We start from the raw sequence: 16,272 nt of genomic DNA, 5'->3' as shown, positions 1-16,272 counted from the left end.
AACAAAATGGGTGGCCTGTAGCGTTCGAAAAAGACACAGCCCGCAAGGACGCAGAGGTCTTCGCGGGCCGGTCGGGGTTCGGGGGTGAAGGAGGTTCCAGTAAGTTCCAGGCGATCAGCGCTTGGAGAACTGGAAGCTCTTACGGGCCTTCTTGTGGCCGTATTTCTTACGCTCGACCATACGGGCGTCGCGGGTGAGGTAGTTGCCGTCGCGGAGAGCCTCGTAGAGGTCCGGACGGAACTCCTTCAGAGCGCGGGCGAGGCCCTGGACGACGGCGCCCGACTGGCTGGGCTTGCCGCTGCCGGTCACGTTGACGAAGACGTCGACGCGGTCCGACAGTTCGGTCGCCTTGAGCGGGGCGCGGATGTCGGTCTGCTGCACTTCCAGGGGGAAGTACTCGCGGGCGTCGATGCCGTTGACCATGAACTGGCCGGTGCCGTCGGCGATACGAACGCGGGCGACCGCCGTCTTGCGCCGGCCGGTTCCCCAGGTGTAGGTTTTGGTAGCGGTCGCGGACATATTCTTGCTCGAGTCCTCTGGCTGGTCTGGGGGTTCCGACGCGCGGGGGCCGTCCGTGACGAGCGGCTGCGGGGGTTGTTATTCGACTTATTCGCCGTCGTTGGCGGCGGGAGTTTCCTCAACCGGGGCGGCCTCGGCCTTGGGGGCGGCCTTCTTCTTCTCGACCGGCGGGGGGACGAGGATGGCGCCGGCGGGGGCCGGACGGCCGGAGTAGGGCTCCAGCGGGGCGGGGTTCTGGGCCTGGTGCGGGTGGTTCGGGCCGACGACCAGCTTGAGCTTGTCCATCATGTGGCGGCCGAGTTTGTTCTTCGGCATCATCCGCTGGATGGCCAGCTCGAGGATCCGCTCGGGGCGACGCTCAAGCAGCTTCCAGGCCGCTTCTTCGCGCTGGCCGCCGGGGTAGCCGGAGTACCGCTGGTAGGTCTTCTCACGCCACTTGTCGCCGGTGAAGACGACCTTCTCGACGTTGGTGACGATGACGTAATCGCCGGTGTCGACGTGCGGGGTGTAGGTCGGACGATGCTTGCCCATCAAGATCGGGGCGATCTGGGCCGCGAGCCGGCCGACGACCTGGCCTTCCGCGTCGATCGTGAACCACTGACGCGACAGCTCGCCGGTCTTCGCCTGGTAACACTTCATGGAAAGGTACGCCTGAATCGCAAAAAACGGAACGCGTGTCCGCGCAGTCCTTGGGAAAAATACCATGTTACAAACCGTACGCCGCACGTCAAGACCAACACGACCGAGCATCGAATCCGGAGAAGACTGCAGATCGATGCGGTCGCGCTGATTTTACGGGGCTCGGTCACCCCCCGAGTTCCTCGCGGACGACGGTCCACGCCAGTTCGAGGGCGTCGGGGATCTTGGCGGGGTCCTTGCCGCCGGCCTGGGCCATGTCGGGACGGCCGCCGCCGCCGCCGCCCACCGCCGGGGCGACCTTCTTCAGCCACTGGCCGGCGTGCCGGCCCTTGTCGACGAGGTCCTTGGAGAACGCGGCGACGAGCTGCACCTTGCCTTCGGAGGCCGCGGCCAGCAGCACGGCCAGGCCCTCGGGACGCTTGCGGCGGAGGCCGTCGATGAGGACGCGCATCTCGTCGGCGGTCGCCTCGACGGAGGCGATGACGGCGACGGCGTCGCCGGCCGTGCGGGCGTTCGTGAGCAGGTCGTCGGCCGTCGCCTTGGGGCCGGATTCCGGCTTGCGCTGGGAGGCCTGCTTCTTGAGGGTCTTGACCTCCTCCAGCAGGGCCGCCACCCGGCCGCTGACCTGATTGGCGGGGACTCGCAGGCTGGCCGCAAGGTCTCCGAGCGCCGCCTCTTCCTGGCGGATGAAGTCGAGCGCGGCCTTGCCCGTCAGGGCGACGATCCGGCGCGTGCCGGCGGCCACCGACTCTTCACCGAGGATCTTGAACAGGCCGACCTGGCCGACGCTGTCGAGGTGGGTACCGCCGCAAAGCTCGCGGGAGAAGTCCCCCATCTGGACGACGCGGACGATCTCCGGGTACTTCTCGCCGAAGAGGGCCATCGCGCCCAGCGTCTTCGCCTCGGCGATCGGCATCAAGGACCACTGGACCGGAGCACCCGTCATCACGAGGTCGTTGACGGTCTCCTCGATCGCCTGGAGCCGCTCCTTGCCGACGGCCTCCGGGTTGGAGAAGTCGAACCGGAGCCGGTCGGGCTCCACCTTGCTGCCGGCCTGCTGGGCGTGCTTGCCCAGGTGCTTGTGGAGCGCGTTGTGGAGCAGGTGGGTGGCGGAGTGGGCCCGGCGGATCGCCTGGCGACGTCCGGCGTCGACGGTCGCCGTCGCTTCGGCGCCGACGTCCACGCGGCCCTCGACGACCCGGCCCAGGTGCAGGAAGAAGTCGTTCTCCTTCTTCGTGTCCTCGACGTGGAACGTGAAGTCCTTCCCCTTGATGACGCCCACGTCGCCGACCTGGCCGCCGGACTCTCCGTAGAACGGAGTCTGGTCGAGAACCAGGGCGATCGCGGGGCCGCCGTCGGACTTCTGCGCGTAGTCGGCGAGCTTCCCCTGTTCCAGGATGCCGATCACCCTGGCCGGCGACTCGGTCGTCGTGTAGCCGAGGAACGCGGAGCCCTGGTGGTAGGCTTCCTTGAGGGTGTCGAGCGGGCCGACGGCGAAGACGTCGGCGGCCTCGGTGGAGCCTCGCGAGACGGCGGCGAACTTGACGCGGGCCGATTCAAAGCCCTCCGTGTCGATCCGCAGATTCTGGTCGGCGGCGAGGCTCTCGGTGACCTCGACGGGGATGCCGTAGGTGGAGTGCAGGTCGAAGGCGTCGGCCCCGGAGATCACGTCAGAGCCGGCGGCCTTGGTCTTGCGGAACGCGTCGTTCAGCAGCCGCATCCCGTTTTCCAGGTTGCGGAGGAACCGCTCCTCCTCATCCCGGATCGCGTGCTGGATGCGCGGGACGCTGTCGGCGATCTCGGGGTAGCCGCCCTTCATGGCCTCGGCGACGACCGGGGCGAGCGTGTACAGGAAGGGCTCGCGGCGGCCCATCTGGTAGGCGTCGAGCACGGCCCGGCGGAGCAGGCGGCGGATGACGTAACCTTGCTTCTCAGGGCCGAACCGGATGTTCTCGTGAAGGCAGAAGGAGAGCGTCCGGGCGTGGTCGGCGGCCCGCCGGATGCGGACGCCGTCGAGGCTGTCCTTCACCTTGGCGTAGTCGATCCCCAGCGCATCGGCCGCGGCGGCGACGATCGGGATGAACAGGTCGATCTCGAAGTTCGACTTGGCCCCCTGAAGGGCGGCGGCCGCGCGTTCGAGGCCCATGCCGGTGTCGATGTTCTTGTTCGGCAGCGGTTCGAGCTGGCCCGGCCCGACGCGGTTGAACTGGGTGAAGACGAGGTTCCAGATCTCGACTTCCTCGATGCCGTCGCCGTGGTAGAAGATCTCCGAGCACGGGCCGCAGACGCCGTTGGGACCGTGAGTCGGGGCTCCGGCGGGCCAGAAGTTGTCGTCTTCGCCCAGCCGCTTGATGCGGTCGGTAGGGACGCCCACCTCCTTGTGCCAGATATCGAACGCTTCGTCGTCGTCCTGGTAGACGGTGAAGGTCAGCCGATTGGGGGAGATCGAGAGGGTCTTGGTGAGGAACTCCCAGGCCCAGTGAATCGCCTCGCGCTTGAAGTAGTCGCCGAAGCTGAAATTGCCCAGCATCTCGAAGAACGTCATGTGCCGCGGGGTCTTGCCGACGTTCTCGATGTCGCCGGTGCGGATGCACTTCTGGCAGGTCGTGGCGCGCTTGAAGGACGGGTCGCCCAGGCCCATGAACTCGCGTTTGAACTGGTTCATCCCGGCCGGCGTGAAGAGGACCGTCGGGTCGTTCGGCGCCAGCACGTCGCTCGGCTTGCGGACGCAGCCCTTGGATGCGAAGAATTCCAGGTAAGCTTCACGAAGGTCGTCGGTTTTCATGGGAGGTCCGCAGACTGTCTAGGACGGATCGACCGCGCGGCGCGCAAAGACGCCAGACTCCCATTGTGCAGGACGGAGGGGATCCGGACAACCCGGCTTGGCGGCGGTGGATGACCGATCAGGCGTCCGTCACAAGACGTGCGTTCTCACCGATGTGGAAAGACACCCTCATCGATCAGGCTTTGACGAAGGTCGACACGGTAATCGAGGTTGATGGCTAATGTGACGACGGTCGCTCTTCCGCTCGCCGTTCGTCCTGTCAGGACGGCCCCTTGCCATCGAAAGTGACGCGACCAATGCTGCCGTCGAGGATGGAACAGAGGTGCGACCTTCCCAGTAAGGGGATCAACCCCTGCGACGTTCGGTCCTTTGTGGCGATTGCAAGCAAAGCAGGCAAGGCAAAGATTCTCTTCGGAAGTCGAGCCCTGGTGCTGCTCGGCGATGATATGGTCGATCTCGAAGGGCAGTACGTCGTCGTTCGCCAACATCTGGCAGTATTCACAGCGACCCTCAGCCCGCTCCCAGACCAAACTCTCCAGCTTGCGATCCATTCCGCCTCACGGATTCTGGAGGGGTTGAGATCACTCCTCGCGTTTGAGGGAGAGGCGGGCCTTGGATTTCATCAGTGAAAGCACATGGCCGACGCGTTCGTAGTTTTCAGCCTCAGCCGCTTCCTTAGTGGTTAACGCGCCTTTCTTGGCTTTCGTCAAGAGATCCCTCATTCGATCCTTGTCGGCCTGATCGAAGTCGAGAGCGAGGATGGCCCGGGCTGCCGCGGCGTTGAGCGTGGCTTCCTCGGGTTGGAGGATTCGGCCGAAAATCGCGGCTTCGCTGGTGCTGATGGGGGCGACAGACATGACTCGAAGTTCCTCCGAGGTCACCGTTCACGGCTCGACGACGATCGGGCCGCGGTCGGTCATGAGGCGGACGGGGCCTTTGAGGCCGGCGACGGCCTTGGCGAACTCGGCGGGATTGGAGACGGATTGGTCGCCGACCTGGCGGATGGACTGGTAGGGCCTTAGTCCGGCCTTGTCGGCGGGGGATTCGGTCTCGACCTCGCGGATGACGACGCCGGTGGGGAGGCCCTCGTCGGGGACGATGCCGATGGGGGCGCCGATCATGAGGCTGGGGTGATCCACGCGGAGGCCTCGCCACGAGGCGGGACGGACGGAGGCGATGATCTCGCCCTCGACGGGGAACTTGCCGATGACGAGGGTCTTCTCCAACTCCTGACCGTTGCGGATGAGCTTCAGGTTAAGCTTGTCGCCGGGGGCGTGGGCGCTGACGGCGACCATGAGAGAGGCGAAGTCCAGCACTGGGACGTCGTTGATGGCGACGATGGAGTCGCCCGGCATGAGCTTTCCCTGAGAGGCCGGCGAGTTGGGGGTGACGACGTCGATCACGTTGTTCTTCGGGCCGGGCAGGTATCGGACGCCTAGCAGGCCGTACTCGACTTCACGACCTTCCTTGAGCGTCTGCACGACCCGGCGGCCGATGGCGTCCATCGGGAAGGCGTAGCCGGCCATCGCGTCGTAGCCGGAAGGGCTGGCGGCGGTGGTGGTCAGACCCACCAACTCCCCCTTCATGTTGACGACCGCCCCGCCGCTCATGCCGAGGTTCAGCTTGCTGTCGAGCTGGAGCAGCGTCGGGTAGTGAGGGAGTTGCAGGCCGAGGCGCTGATCGCTGCGGGCCTCGGCGTCGAAGGCTGCCTGGCGGGCGATGTTCGACAGGATGCCCCAGCTTGCGTTGGCCCGGCCGTCCTGAGCCGCCGCGTTGAACGGGTTGCCCAGCGCGATCAGGAACGACCCCTTGCGGAGCTGCCCGGAGTCGCCGAGGGGGATCGGCTTGAGCCGGGGTTTGGGCCGGCCAGGGCCGGCGACCGGGGCGATGACGGCGAGGTCGCTGCGGGGGTCGGCGGAGATGACCTCGGCCTCGAATTCCTGGCGTTCGGCCGCTCGGACGATCAAGGTGGTCGCGCCGCGGACGACGTGGAAGGTCGTGAGGATCTCCCCCTCGTCGCCGATCACGACGCCCGAGCCGAAATCGAAGGAAATCGCCGTGGGGCTGGTGAGGCGGGCCTGGAGCGGAAGCTCCATCACCTCGGTTCGGGGGGGGCGGTTGCGCCCGCGAACCGCCTGCGTCTCGCGGGCGTTCTCTTCCTTGTTGCGGTGGATCGCCACCACCGAGCCTTCGGTCCGGGCGACGACGTCAGTAAGGACCTTTTCGAACGCCGTGACGACGTCCATCGCCGGGGAGGCCGTCGCCGGCGCGGTCGGAGGCGCCTCTTGCCACGCGATCCCCGAACAGACCAGGCAGAGCAGAAGCGCCATCAACCCGTCCCCCCCCAGCGGCCCAAGCACGCCGACGCGCGACGGAACGCCGGTCGCCGTCGTTCCATCATTGTCACGCCGCGACGAAACGCCCGCAACCCAAGAAACGGGCCAGGGGGCGGGCGGTCAGGACGCCTTCACGTCGGCCGTCTTGGCGCATTCGAGCTCGGCGATCGATTTGACGCCCTCAGGAAGCTCGGCTTCCTCGTACAGCATGTTGGGGATGCCGTCGTTGATCGCGTAGCGGAGGCCGCAGCGGGTGCAGACCAGGGAATCGCCCTCGCGCCGCAGGGGGGCGCGGCCCAGAGGGCAGACCAGGAGGGCCAGCAGTTCGTCTTTGATCATGGTCGAGCGTCCTGTGCTTCGGATCCTCCGACGCCGGCCGGGTCGGAGCCCGGTCGGTTCCCGAGCGGGTATTATGGCGAACCTCGACGGGACTGGGAACACCGGATCTCCAGGAGCGTTCTCCCCTTCCGTCGGGATCGGCCCGCGGTCATAATCCGGGGCATGGGTTACGTCGTGCGATATGGGCGGATGCGGATCCTGGGCGCATGCCATGACGCCTCTGGCGCGGAGCACTCGCGCGGGCGTCGCGTGGTGGTCCGCAGCGACCGAGGCGTGGAACTGGGCGAGGTTCTCTGTCCGCTCACCGACCGCGCCGCCAAGGCGCTGGAGCAGCGCGAGCCTGGCGAGATCCTCCGCGAGGCCGACGCCGCCGACCTTCAGCACGAACAGACTCTGCCGGAACAGGAGAAGGCCGCCTTCGCCACCTGCCGGGAGTTCATCTCTCGCCGCCGGCTTCAAATGAACCTGGTGGACGTGGAGATCCTCTTCGGCCGCGAGCGGATCATCTTCTACTACCTGGCCGAGAAGCGGGTCGACTTCCGCGAGCTGGTCCGCGACCTGGCCCGCGCCCTCCGGACGCGGATCGAGATGCGGCAGATCGGCGTTCGCGACGAGGCCAAGCTGCTGGCCGACTACGGCGACTGCGGCAAGCCGGTCTGTTGCAACACCCACCTCAGCCAGATGCCTCCCGTCTCCATGAAGATGGCCAAGATCCAGAAGACGACGCTCGACCCGTCCAAGATCTCGGGCCGCTGCGGCCGGCTGAAATGCTGCCTGAGATACGAATACGACGCCTATCGCGAGGCCGAAAAGACGCTGCCCCCCAACGGAGCCCGAGTCGAGACGGCCAAGGGCCGGGGCCGCGTGGTGGCGCTCGACGTGCTGGCGGGACGGCTGGTGGTCGAGTTCGAGGACGGCCGGCGGATCATCATCGCCGCGGCCGACGTTCTGTCCGTCGAGCCGCGCTCCCGAGGCCCGCGCCGGCCTGACGCCGAGACCGACGACGAAACCGACTCCGACGCGGGGTTCGACGAATGAGCACCTTCCGTGACGAGATCGGCCGGGTCATCTCCAAAGACCCTCGCTACTCGCTGGAGGCCTACGCCTTCGTGCTGGAGTCGCTCCACCTGGCTCGCAACCGGAAGATCCGCGAGGCCCGGCGGCAGAGTCGGGAACGAGCCGCCCGGACCTCTCGCGGCCGCTCGTCGAAGAAGGCGAAGGCCGAGCCGACTTCGGGCCACGTCTCCGGTCGGCAGGTCTGCCTGGCGGCCCGTCGGCTGGCCCTGCGCGAATACGGCCTGCTGGCCGGGCCGGTGCTCGCTCAGTGGGGCCTGCGCTCCACGTCGGACATCGGCGAAATCGTTTACAACCTGATCGCCTCCGGCGACCTCGACAAGACCCCCGAGGACCGCCGCGAGGACTTCGACGACGTCTTCGACTTCGGCGTCGACTTCCAACCGAAGCCCCTGGCCGACGACGACCCCGAAGAAGACGAGAGCACGGAGGACGACGAATCATGACCACCGAGACCGAACTTGAGACCGGGGCCCCGGCACCCGCCGTGAACCCTCGCGACCGCCGAAGGTTCGCGGCCGCCGTCGTCCTGTTTCTGGCCTGGATCGCGTTCCTGGTCGGCCTGGCCGTGACCGACTCCTACCGCCCCCAGGAACGCGCTGGGACCGTCCCCGACGCCGAACGCCCCGCCGAGGGGTGAGGGAGGAAAAGGCCCATGAAGCGTGTCAGCCTTCTCGCCGCCGCCGTCGTCGTTTTCGCTGCTCTGTCCGCTGGGGCGGCTTTCGGTGCGGATCGACCGCCGAACGTGGTCCTGATCCTCTCAGACGACCAGGCCTGGAACGACTACTCGTTCATGGGGCATCCCCAGGTCCATACTCCGAACATCGACCGGTTGGCGGCCGAGGGGATGACCTTCCGTCGCGGCTATGTGCCCTCAAGCCTTTGCTCGCCGAGCCTGGCGTCGATCATCACGGGGATGTACGCCCACCAGCACCACGTCACGGGCAACGATCCGCCCGGAACGGCTGGCCGCTACGCTCAGCTCAAGTCGGAGCCCGCGCTGCTCGAAGGTCGAAAGCGGCTGGTGAGCTTCTTCGAGGCGTCGCCGACGATCCCTCGGCTGCTGTCGGGTCGCGGTTATGCGACCTTCCAGGCCGGCAAGTGGTGGGGCGGGAACTTCAGCGAAGGGGGCTTCGCCGAGGGGATGACCCACGGCGATCTTGCGAAGGGGGGCCGCCACGGCGACGTCGGCCTGGAGATCGGCCGGAAGTCGATGGCGCCGGTCTTCGACTTCATCGACCGGGAGGTCGCGGCCTCGAAGCCCTTCTTCGTCTGGTACGCCCCGATGATGCCGCACCAGCCTCACACGCCCCCCGACCGCCTTTTGAACAAGTACCGCGACAAGACGCCGAGCCTTCACGTCGCGAAGTACTGGGCGATGGTCGAGTGGTTCGACGAAACCTGCGGCGCTTTGCTTAAGCATCTGGACGAGAAGGGCGTGGCGGAAAACACCCTCGTCGTCTACCTCGCCGACAACGGCTGGATCCAGAACCCCGACGCGGCCAAGTACGACGTCCGCTCGAAGCAGTCGCCCTACGACGGCGGCCTGCGGACGCCGATCATCGTCCGCCACCTAGGGAAGATCAAACCGGCGGTGAGCGACAAGCCGGTCAGCTCGATCGACGTGGCTCCCACGATCCTGGCCGCGGCGGGGATTGAGAAACCCGTGAAGATGCAGGGGGTCAACCTGCTGGACGCCGAGGCCGTCGCGAAACGGCCCGCCGTCTTCGGCGAGATCTTCACGCACGACGTCGCCGACCTCGACGACCCGGCCGCGAGCCTACGCGACCGCTGGGTCGTCGCCGGCGACTGGAAGCTCATCGTTCCCGAGGTTCGCAACTCGCCCGGGTCGGCCGTCGAGCTGTTCAACATCGTCGCCGACCCGTATGAGTCGAACAACCTGGCCGACCGCGAGCCGGCGCGGGTTGAGGAACTGCGGAAGCTCATCGACGCCTGGTGGCGGCCGGCGGAGTGACCCGGCGGCCGCAGTTCGTCATTTGATCTCTACCGAGATGGTGGGCGTCTGAATGCGCGGGTCCCTCGGATCCGCGAGTGGCGGGGCGATGACGACTGCGTGCGCCAGGTTGATCCAGGCCTCGGCGGTCGGGATCTGGCGGTCGGCCTCGGTCTTCCACTCGGCGATCCGCATCCGGCCCTCTTCGGTCTTTTCCTGCTCGGCCATCGTCTCCGTGTTCTTCAACGCCAGGCGGGCGAGCATGCGCTCGGCTGCGGCCTTGACGTCGAGCGGGTATTCCAGGAGCGCCCACGAGCCGCCCCCCAGCTTCTTCACGACGAACTCGGGGACGCGGTACGTCATGGTCAACGTCGATGGCGTCAGTTCCGTCGTTGTCTTGCCGCCGGCGTCTGTAGTCGTCGTCGAGACTCGACTCAGCTCCGCCGACTTGATCACGAACGGGTCGGCCCCCGGTGCGAACTGGATCATGTAGGAGTTGCCGACCTCCAGGAACGTCAGGTCGGACGCCGCCAGCGGCGTCGGGGGGGCGGCGTGTTGCTGGGCGTTCACCGCGTTCGCCCCCAGGATCACCGCCAGGAGTGACAACCCCAACCCAGCCCGGCTGAGACCTCTCATCAAGTTACTCCCTTCTCGATGGTGATTCCGACGGTGAAGCTCACTCGATCGTCCGACGTTCGGTCACCTCGCGCAGCGACCGCGAGAAGAACGAGACGACCGTCCAGCCGCTGAGCATGCCCAGGACGTAGGCCGCCAGCGCCATCAGGGCGACCGGGCCGGTGACGTGCCACTTGGCGAAGGCGACGGTGATCGCCTCCGTGTTCTGCACGGCGAAGAGGAGGATTGCGCCGAGGAAGATCAGCAGCAAGAGCGCTTGAAGGACCTTCATGATCAGCCCCCTTCCGCGGTCCAGGCCGCGGGAACGTGACGTGGTGGAGACGTTGTGCGACGGAACGCACAGCTTCCCGCAAGAAGCGTACCCCGTCGCGCAGGTCCCGGCCAGGGGCTCGTGAAATCGATCAATATCGCCGGAAGTCGTTTCAAGGTCTCGATTGAGACCTGGGTGTCACGGCCACCCTTGGGTGGCCGTGAACCGGCGTGGGGCTGTTGTGCGACCGTCGCCGATCGCAGGCCCACGACGAGCGTGGGCATGGCGCCCGAGTCGGGTTTTCTGAGGCGGCTTTCGGCGGGACGTCGATCAGATTCGCAGGTGCTGGGCGATGATGTTGCGCTGGATGTCGTTGGTGCCGGAGAAGAGGACGCCGCCCGTGCTGTCGCGGACGTCGCGCTCCAGGCCCTCCTCGACGGTGTAGCCCTGGGCGCCGAAGATCCGGACGGCGTCGAAGCTATTCTGGGCGAAGCACTCGGAGACGTGGAGCTTGGCCATCGACGCGGCGATGGTGGCGTCCTTCCCTTGCTTCTTCATCCAGGCGTAGCGGTAGACCATGTACCGGCTGGTCTCAACCCGCGTCAGCATGTCGACGATCCGGTTGGAGACCGACTGGAACTTGCCGATCGACTGGCCGAACTGCTTCCGCTGGCGGGCCCGCTGAATGCAGCGGTCGACCTGCCTCTGCATCGTGCCGACGACGCTGGCGAGGATCGCTCCCCGCTCCCATTCCAGGGCCTGATTGAAGATCCGCGAGCCCCGGCCTTCGCGACCCAGCAGGGCCTCGGCGGGGAGTTCGCAGCCCTCGAAGACCAACTCGCCCATCGGCGCGGTCCGCATGCCGAGCTTGGGGATCTCGCGGACGACGTGGAAGCCCGGGGTGTCGCGGTCGATCAGGAAGCCGGTGACGCCGAGGACCCCCTTGGTGGGGTCGGTGGTGGCGAAGATCAGGAAGACGTCGGCGACCGGGCCGCCGGTGATCCAGACCTTGCGGCCGTTGAGGATCCACTTGTCGCCTTTACGCTCGGCGCGGGTCTTCATGCTGAAGATGTCCGAGCCGGCCTCGGGCTCGCTGGCGCCGTTGGCGCCGAACGATCGGCCGTCGCAGAGGCGGGGGAGATACCGCTTCTTCTGAGCGTCGTCGCCGAACATCAGGATCGGCATCGTGATCGTCCAGAGCGAGGCGTTCAGCGCGAAGAGGAGGCCGGTGTCCGGGCAGGCGTAGCCGAGGCCCTCCATCGCGGCGACGGCCGTCTCAATCTCCTCGCCCTGACCGCCGAACTCGGCGGGGACCGGCAGGCCCGCGGCGCCGAACCTGGCGCACCGTTCATAGCCTTCGCGCCAGAATTCGCCGCGCTGGTCGCGGGCGATGGCGTCCGGATCCACAAGCTGCTCGCGGGCGAATGCGACGGCCGCGTCGTACCACTTCTTTTGGTCCGCCGAGTATCCGAAGTCCATCGCTCCGACCTCCTTGCCTTCCTCGCCTGGCCGCCGTCTCAGGCCGAGACCCGTTGCGGGCTGCGTCTTCGTCCCCGGGCCGGCGGCGGCGTCGCCTCGACGGTGGGGGGCTGAACGCCCAGGTGATGCCGTTCCACGGTGATCCAGGCGGTCAAAAACCGCCCCAACTCCTCCATGCACCCCCCGCCCGCGTAGCTACGCAGTTGCGCAGCGAGCTCCGGGAGCCATCCGGCGAGATGATGGCCGAAGAACCCGCGTTGGGCAAGATCACAACTCCGGACGGCCTCAGCCGTGGACGCTCCCAACGCCGCCATTTTTCGCTCGAACCGTGATCGAGCGATCAGCCAGGCCATGAATCCCAACTCCCTCGCCGCGTGATCCGCCCGTGCCGGCAGATTCTCCCGCGCCGGGCATCCGGCGGCCTCGTACTCGCGTCTCAACTCCTCGACGACCGCCTCCGGATGTCTTCGACGCCACTCGCTCTGGTGATCCATCTCCAGGGGCGAATGAGAGTTGAGTCGCGACCTCGTGAAGAACCGATCGTACTCCGCCTTCAGATGCCCCAGCGGCTGGCAAAGCTCGATCACCAGCCTCCGCAGGTCCAAGCCCGGCATCGACCAGGCGGCTTGCACCGCATCGGCGGCTTGAATCGCCGCTTCCTGCTCGTCCGGAAGCGTCGCGCAACCCCACTCGCCGGCGTCCGGGTCCGTCAACAAGGCCCCCAGAAAGCCGTAGATCCGCTCGCGCCCCGCATCGATCGCATCCAGGTCGGACCAGTTCGCGTCGCCCATCGCTCGGGTCTCCCACACGCCGACCACCGACTTTGAGAGGATCTTTCGTCGGTCTGAAGATTGTCGGCCCGCCCGTTCGGCGGTTTGTGTGTTTGCAGTTTATTCTGTTGAGACAGAAAATAAAAGCAGAAACTGGGTCCGAGGGTTGAAATGAAATCCCCCTGCGAGGTTCGTGCGGCCGAGGCTGGCTCTCGGATACGGTCCCGTGAGGCACTGAAAGACGTTCACGATCCGATGAGGACGATCGAGCGGGGAACCGCTACGGCTGATCGCGGGCCCGAATTCGTGACGCAGAACAGAAAAGGCAAACCGGGAGTAGAGTCTAGGCGGAGTGAGCCGCAACGCGGGTGATCCTTGGAAACTCGGTTGGATTGAAAGACGAGGAGGTCCAGGTGCGTCGCGCCGCGCAGGTTGAACGGTGTTCGCGGATCTCGTTTTCGACGAACGAAGCGAAACCGTTGAGTCGTAGTAAATGGATTTGCAGTAAGGTGTTGCGTCGTGGCTAGTGGCCGTTTTCGGTGAGCGATCGAACCCAAATTGGAAGCCGGCCGCCGGGGTGGGGCCACAGGTGAAGGAAGGCACGGCATTCAGAACAAGGCAACCACTGAGAAGAGCTGGGATTGTCAAAAGGCGCGCGAACGAAGCCACGCGGTTTCCGGACGCAACAGGTTGAAATTTTGAAGGTTGCGCTTGGTCTGGCGGAGAATCCTCGAGGCAAACGAAGCCAACGTCGAAGCCGTTGATGGGTCGGATCGCCGCCCAGCCTTCGGCGATGCGGGGGCCGGGGCGCACTCGGGGGGAAGGCGCGACACGCGGGTTTGCGCAGGATTGGGCTCGGTGTGTAGAATGTCGATTGATCGCAGGGAACTTTGAGGATGCAACGTCTGGGGGCGGGGATGGCGGAAGCGACGACGGGGCGGGTGCAGAGATTCGACGTGGACCGGGTGCGGGCCGACTTCCCGCCTCTGGGCGAGGAGGTGCGTCCCGGCGTTCCGCTGCGGTACTTCGACTCGGCGGCCACGGCGCTCAAACCTCGGTCGGTGGTCGAGGCCGTCCGTGAGTGCATGGCCGACTACCCGGCCAACGTCCATCGCGGCCTGCACGTCCTGAGCGAGCGGGCGACCGAGGCGTTTGAAGACGCCCGGGGCAAGGTCGCGAGGCACCTGGGAGTCGACGATCCGGCGCAGGTGATTTTCACCCGGGGGACGACGGAGTCGATCAACATCGTCGCCCGTTCCTGGGGCAAGATGGCGCTTCGGCCGGGCGATGCGATCGTCGTCAGCGAGTTGGAGCACCACGCGAACCTCGTCCCCTGGCAGTTGATCGCCGCCGAGACCGGGGCCGAACTGCGTTACGTCGAGCTGGCCGACGACCTGGAGTACGGCCTCGACGCCTTCGACCGGCTGTTCGAGGACGGCCGGGTGCGGATGGTCGCGACCACGGGCATGTCGAACGTCACGGGGATCCGGCCGCCGATCGAGGAGATCGCCCGGCGGGCTCGCGAGCGGGGGGCTCGGGTCCTGATCGACGCCGCGCAAAGCCTGGCGCATGAGCGGCTGGACGTGGCGGCCCTCGACGTCGACTTCGCCGCGTTCTCGTCCCACAAGGTCTTCGGGCCGACGGGCGTGGGCGTGCTCTACGGCAAGCGGGAGCTATTGGAAGCCATGGAGCCGGTCCTCGGCGGCGGCAACATGGTGTTGAGGGTTGAGCGGCATCGGGCCGTCTGGAACGAGCTGCCGGACAAGTTCGAGGCCGGCACGCCGGCCATCGCCGAGGTGATCGGCCTGGGGGCGGCGGTCGACTACATCGAGTCGCTCGACGCCGAGGCCGTCGCCCGCCACGAGCGGACGCTGCTGAACCACGCCCACGAGGTGCTGGGAGCCGTTGAGGGGCTCCGGATTCTGGGGCCGTCGTCGACGGAGGGGAAAGGGCCGATCGTGGGTTTCACGGTCGACGGCACACACCCGCACGACCTCTCGCACCTGCTGGATCGCTCGGGGATCGCGGTTCGTGCCGGCCACCACTGCGCCATGCCGCTGCATACGAAGCTGGGGATTCCGGCCTCCGCGCGGGCGAGCTTCGCCCTGTACAATACGGTTGGGGAGATCGACCACCTGGCCGCCGCACTCGGCTCGATCAAGACCTTGCTCCGGCGTCGCTGACCCCTGCGTCGCCAAGGAACCGCCGATGGACGACCCGCTCTACCGCGAAGAGATTCTCGACCACTACTATTCGTCCCCCTACCGCGGACGGCTCGAGCGCCCCGACTGCGCATGCGACCTGGACAACCCGCTTTGCGGCGACCAGATCCACGTTGAGCTGACGCTGGGGGACGACGATCGGATCAAGGAAGTCCGTTTCGACGGCAAGGGATGCGTCATCAGCCAGGCGGCGACGTCCCTGCTGGCCGAGCACCTCGAAGGGGCGAGCGTCGACGACGCCCTGAAGATCACGCCGGTCGACGTGGTCAAACTCCTGGGAATGCCCCTGACCCCCACCCGTATGAAGTGCGGCCTCCTGGGCTGGAAGGCCGTCCAGCAGGCTCTCAAGCGCCGCGACCCCGCCCCGGTCTGAGAGGGTCCGCGATTACGGTTCCCATTGTTGGGCAGTTGGCTTCGCGATGAGTCGGTCTTTGGTAGGCTGGTCTTCGAGCCGACCTTGAGGTGCTGAGGCTCGCGCGGGCTGGGTCTCGACCCAGTCTACCGGCCTTGGCCCTCGCTGAGTTCCCTGGAGCGAATGGCACGGCGATTGCGATTTCATTCTTCCGACCGCCAGGGCCACTGGACGCCTGGCTGGACGAGTCCGGGTCGTGTTTCGATCGAGGACTCGACATCGGGAATCCAAGGAATTCGGGCCGGTCTCGCTGACGAATGGCCCGGGTCTTCAACTCAAAGGGGAATGAACCAATGGCCGTCAACCTCCAGAACCTGCAGGGTCAGTGGAACCAGCTCAAGGGCGAAGTGAAGAAGAAGTGGGCCCAGCTCAGCGACGACGACCTCCGCTGGACCAACGGCAACGTCGACCAACTCATCGGCCGCATCCAGGAACGGACCGGTGAGAAGCGCGACCAGATCGAGAAGTATCTGGATACGCTGCTGGCTGAAGGCTCCTCGATGCTCTCCAACGCCGTCGAGACGGTCGGCCAGGCCGCCAGCCACGCCACCAACCGGCTCCGCGACAGCTACGGCAAGATCAGCGACCAGGCCGGGGCCCAGTTCAGCCACGCGCAGGCGGTCATGGGCGAACAGTACGGGCAGGCCCGCGAGATGGTCGTCCGCAACCCGGTCCAGTGGGTCGCCGCAGCCTTCGGCGTCGGCTTCCTCGCCGGGATCATTGCGGGCTACACCAGCAGCCTGGCCCACCAGCCCGAGCCGCGGCGTCGTTACTTCTGATCGTCGAGCAGCCTCCAGGCCGTTCCTCGAGTCGAGGAGGGCGGCTGGAACCGTCCTCCTGACGACAAGGAGCTGCGA

At 66.5% G+C, this 16,272-nt stretch carries 18 protein-coding genes; 7 read left to right on the top strand and 11 right to left on the bottom strand.

The features are described from left to right. Window positions 1-114: 114 nt before the first annotated feature. The 7 genes from rpsI to G5C50_RS30355 all read right to left on the bottom strand — a co-directional run bounded on the left by rpsI (window position 115) and on the right by G5C50_RS30355 (window position 6,618). Window positions 115-519: a 30S ribosomal protein S9 gene (gene rpsI, locus G5C50_RS30385; RefSeq protein ID WP_165075391.1), complete on the bottom strand. Its 405-nt coding sequence runs from the start codon at window positions 517-519 to the stop codon at window positions 115-117. An 87-nt stretch (window positions 520-606) separates the two neighbouring features. After that, on the bottom strand, window positions 607-1,158 hold the full coding sequence (gene rplM, locus G5C50_RS30380; protein WP_165075389.1) for a 50S ribosomal protein L13: 552 nt from the start codon (window positions 1,156-1,158) through the stop codon (window positions 607-609). Window positions 1,159-1,324: 166 nt separating this feature from the next. Further along, window positions 1,325-3,943: an alanine--tRNA ligase gene (gene alaS, locus G5C50_RS30375; RefSeq protein WP_165075387.1), complete on the bottom strand. Its 2,619-nt coding sequence runs from the start codon at window positions 3,941-3,943 to the stop codon at window positions 1,325-1,327. 146 nt (window positions 3,944-4,089) lie between these two features. Beyond that, window positions 4,090-4,494 (bottom strand): HNH endonuclease, encoded by a 405-nt coding sequence (locus tag G5C50_RS30370; RefSeq protein WP_165075384.1) that lies wholly within the window; start codon window positions 4,492-4,494, stop codon window positions 4,090-4,092. 30 nt (window positions 4,495-4,524) lie between these two features. Beyond that, complete coding sequence (locus tag G5C50_RS30365; RefSeq protein ID WP_165075383.1) at window positions 4,525-4,800, bottom strand: hypothetical protein; 276 nt, start codon at window positions 4,798-4,800, stop codon at window positions 4,525-4,527. Between the two features lie 27 nt (window positions 4,801-4,827). Further along, the gene (locus tag G5C50_RS30360; RefSeq protein WP_165075381.1) at window positions 4,828-6,273 is read right to left on the bottom strand and encodes a trypsin-like peptidase domain-containing protein; all 1,446 of its coding nucleotides are present in this window, start codon (window positions 6,271-6,273) and stop codon (window positions 4,828-4,830) included. A gap of 126 nt (window positions 6,274-6,399) precedes the next feature. Then, a complete protein-coding gene (locus G5C50_RS30355; protein WP_165075378.1) occupies window positions 6,400-6,618 on the bottom strand; it encodes a Trm112 family protein in 219 nt (72 codons plus the stop codon). A 162-nt stretch (window positions 6,619-6,780) separates the two neighbouring features. Between G5C50_RS30355 and G5C50_RS30350 the strand changes: the two genes are divergently transcribed. From G5C50_RS30350 to G5C50_RS30335, 4 genes are read left to right on the top strand one after another with little or no spacing between them, the layout of a single operon-like run. After that, the gene (locus tag G5C50_RS30350) at window positions 6,781-7,656 is read left to right on the top strand and encodes a PSP1 domain-containing protein (RefSeq protein ID WP_206107923.1); all 876 of its coding nucleotides are present in this window, start codon (window positions 6,781-6,783) and stop codon (window positions 7,654-7,656) included. After that, a complete protein-coding gene (locus G5C50_RS30345; RefSeq protein ID WP_165075375.1) occupies window positions 7,653-8,138 on the top strand; it encodes a Minf_1886 family protein in 486 nt (161 codons plus the stop codon). The genes G5C50_RS30350 and G5C50_RS30345 overlap by 4 nt, the downstream gene beginning before the upstream one ends. Further along, window positions 8,135-8,332 (top strand): hypothetical protein, encoded by a 198-nt coding sequence (locus G5C50_RS30340; RefSeq protein WP_165075373.1) that lies wholly within the window; start codon window positions 8,135-8,137, stop codon window positions 8,330-8,332. The genes G5C50_RS30345 and G5C50_RS30340 overlap by 4 nt, the downstream gene beginning before the upstream one ends. A 15-nt stretch (window positions 8,333-8,347) precedes the next feature. Beyond that, window positions 8,348-9,667 carry a sulfatase family protein gene (locus G5C50_RS30335; RefSeq protein ID WP_165075370.1) on the top strand — a complete coding sequence of 440 codons (1,320 nt, stop codon included), beginning with the start codon at window positions 8,348-8,350 and terminating at the stop codon, window positions 9,665-9,667. An 18-nt stretch (window positions 9,668-9,685) separates the two neighbouring features. Here the strand turns inward: G5C50_RS30335 and G5C50_RS30330 are convergent, their stop codons facing one another. The 4 genes from G5C50_RS30330 to G5C50_RS30315 all read right to left on the bottom strand — a co-directional run bounded on the left by G5C50_RS30330 (window position 9,686) and on the right by G5C50_RS30315 (window position 12,802). Continuing rightward, entirely contained in the window at window positions 9,686-10,282 is a 597-nt protein-coding gene (locus G5C50_RS30330) for a hypothetical protein (protein ID WP_165075367.1), read from the bottom strand. A 40-nt stretch (window positions 10,283-10,322) separates the two neighbouring features. Beyond that, window positions 10,323-10,553, bottom strand: a complete 231-nt coding sequence (locus G5C50_RS30325) for a LapA family protein (RefSeq protein WP_165075365.1) — start codon at window positions 10,551-10,553, stop codon at window positions 10,323-10,325. A gap of 309 nt (window positions 10,554-10,862) precedes the next feature. Then, window positions 10,863-12,011 carry an acyl-CoA dehydrogenase family protein gene (locus G5C50_RS30320; protein WP_165075363.1) on the bottom strand — a complete coding sequence of 383 codons (1,149 nt, stop codon included), beginning with the start codon at window positions 12,009-12,011 and terminating at the stop codon, window positions 10,863-10,865. Window positions 12,012-12,049: 38 nt separating this feature from the next. Beyond that, a complete protein-coding gene (locus G5C50_RS30315) occupies window positions 12,050-12,802 on the bottom strand; it encodes a TorD/DmsD family molecular chaperone (protein WP_165075361.1) in 753 nt (250 codons plus the stop codon). An 875-nt stretch (window positions 12,803-13,677) separates the two neighbouring features. On the opposite strand from G5C50_RS30315, the gene G5C50_RS30310 reads away from it, so the two are divergent. From G5C50_RS30310 to G5C50_RS30300, 3 genes are all read left to right on the top strand, one after another. Further along, window positions 13,678-14,964 carry an aminotransferase class V-fold PLP-dependent enzyme gene (locus G5C50_RS30310; protein ID WP_206107922.1) on the top strand — a complete coding sequence of 429 codons (1,287 nt, stop codon included), beginning with the start codon at window positions 13,678-13,680 and terminating at the stop codon, window positions 14,962-14,964. A gap of 25 nt (window positions 14,965-14,989) precedes the next feature. Beyond that, window positions 14,990-15,376 (top strand): iron-sulfur cluster assembly scaffold protein, encoded by a 387-nt coding sequence (locus G5C50_RS30305; protein ID WP_165075359.1) that lies wholly within the window; start codon window positions 14,990-14,992, stop codon window positions 15,374-15,376. A gap of 332 nt (window positions 15,377-15,708) precedes the next feature. Beyond that, the gene (locus tag G5C50_RS30300) at window positions 15,709-16,194 is read left to right on the top strand and encodes a CsbD family protein (protein ID WP_165075357.1); all 486 of its coding nucleotides are present in this window, start codon (window positions 15,709-15,711) and stop codon (window positions 16,192-16,194) included. Window positions 16,195-16,272: the final 78 nt, after the last annotated feature.

The sequence above is a fragment of the Paludisphaera rhizosphaerae genome (assembly GCF_011065895.1).
Classification (GTDB): Bacteria; Planctomycetota; Planctomycetia; order Isosphaerales; family Isosphaeraceae; genus Paludisphaera; species Paludisphaera rhizosphaerae.
This window is presented reverse-complemented; position numbering and strand designations above follow the sequence as displayed.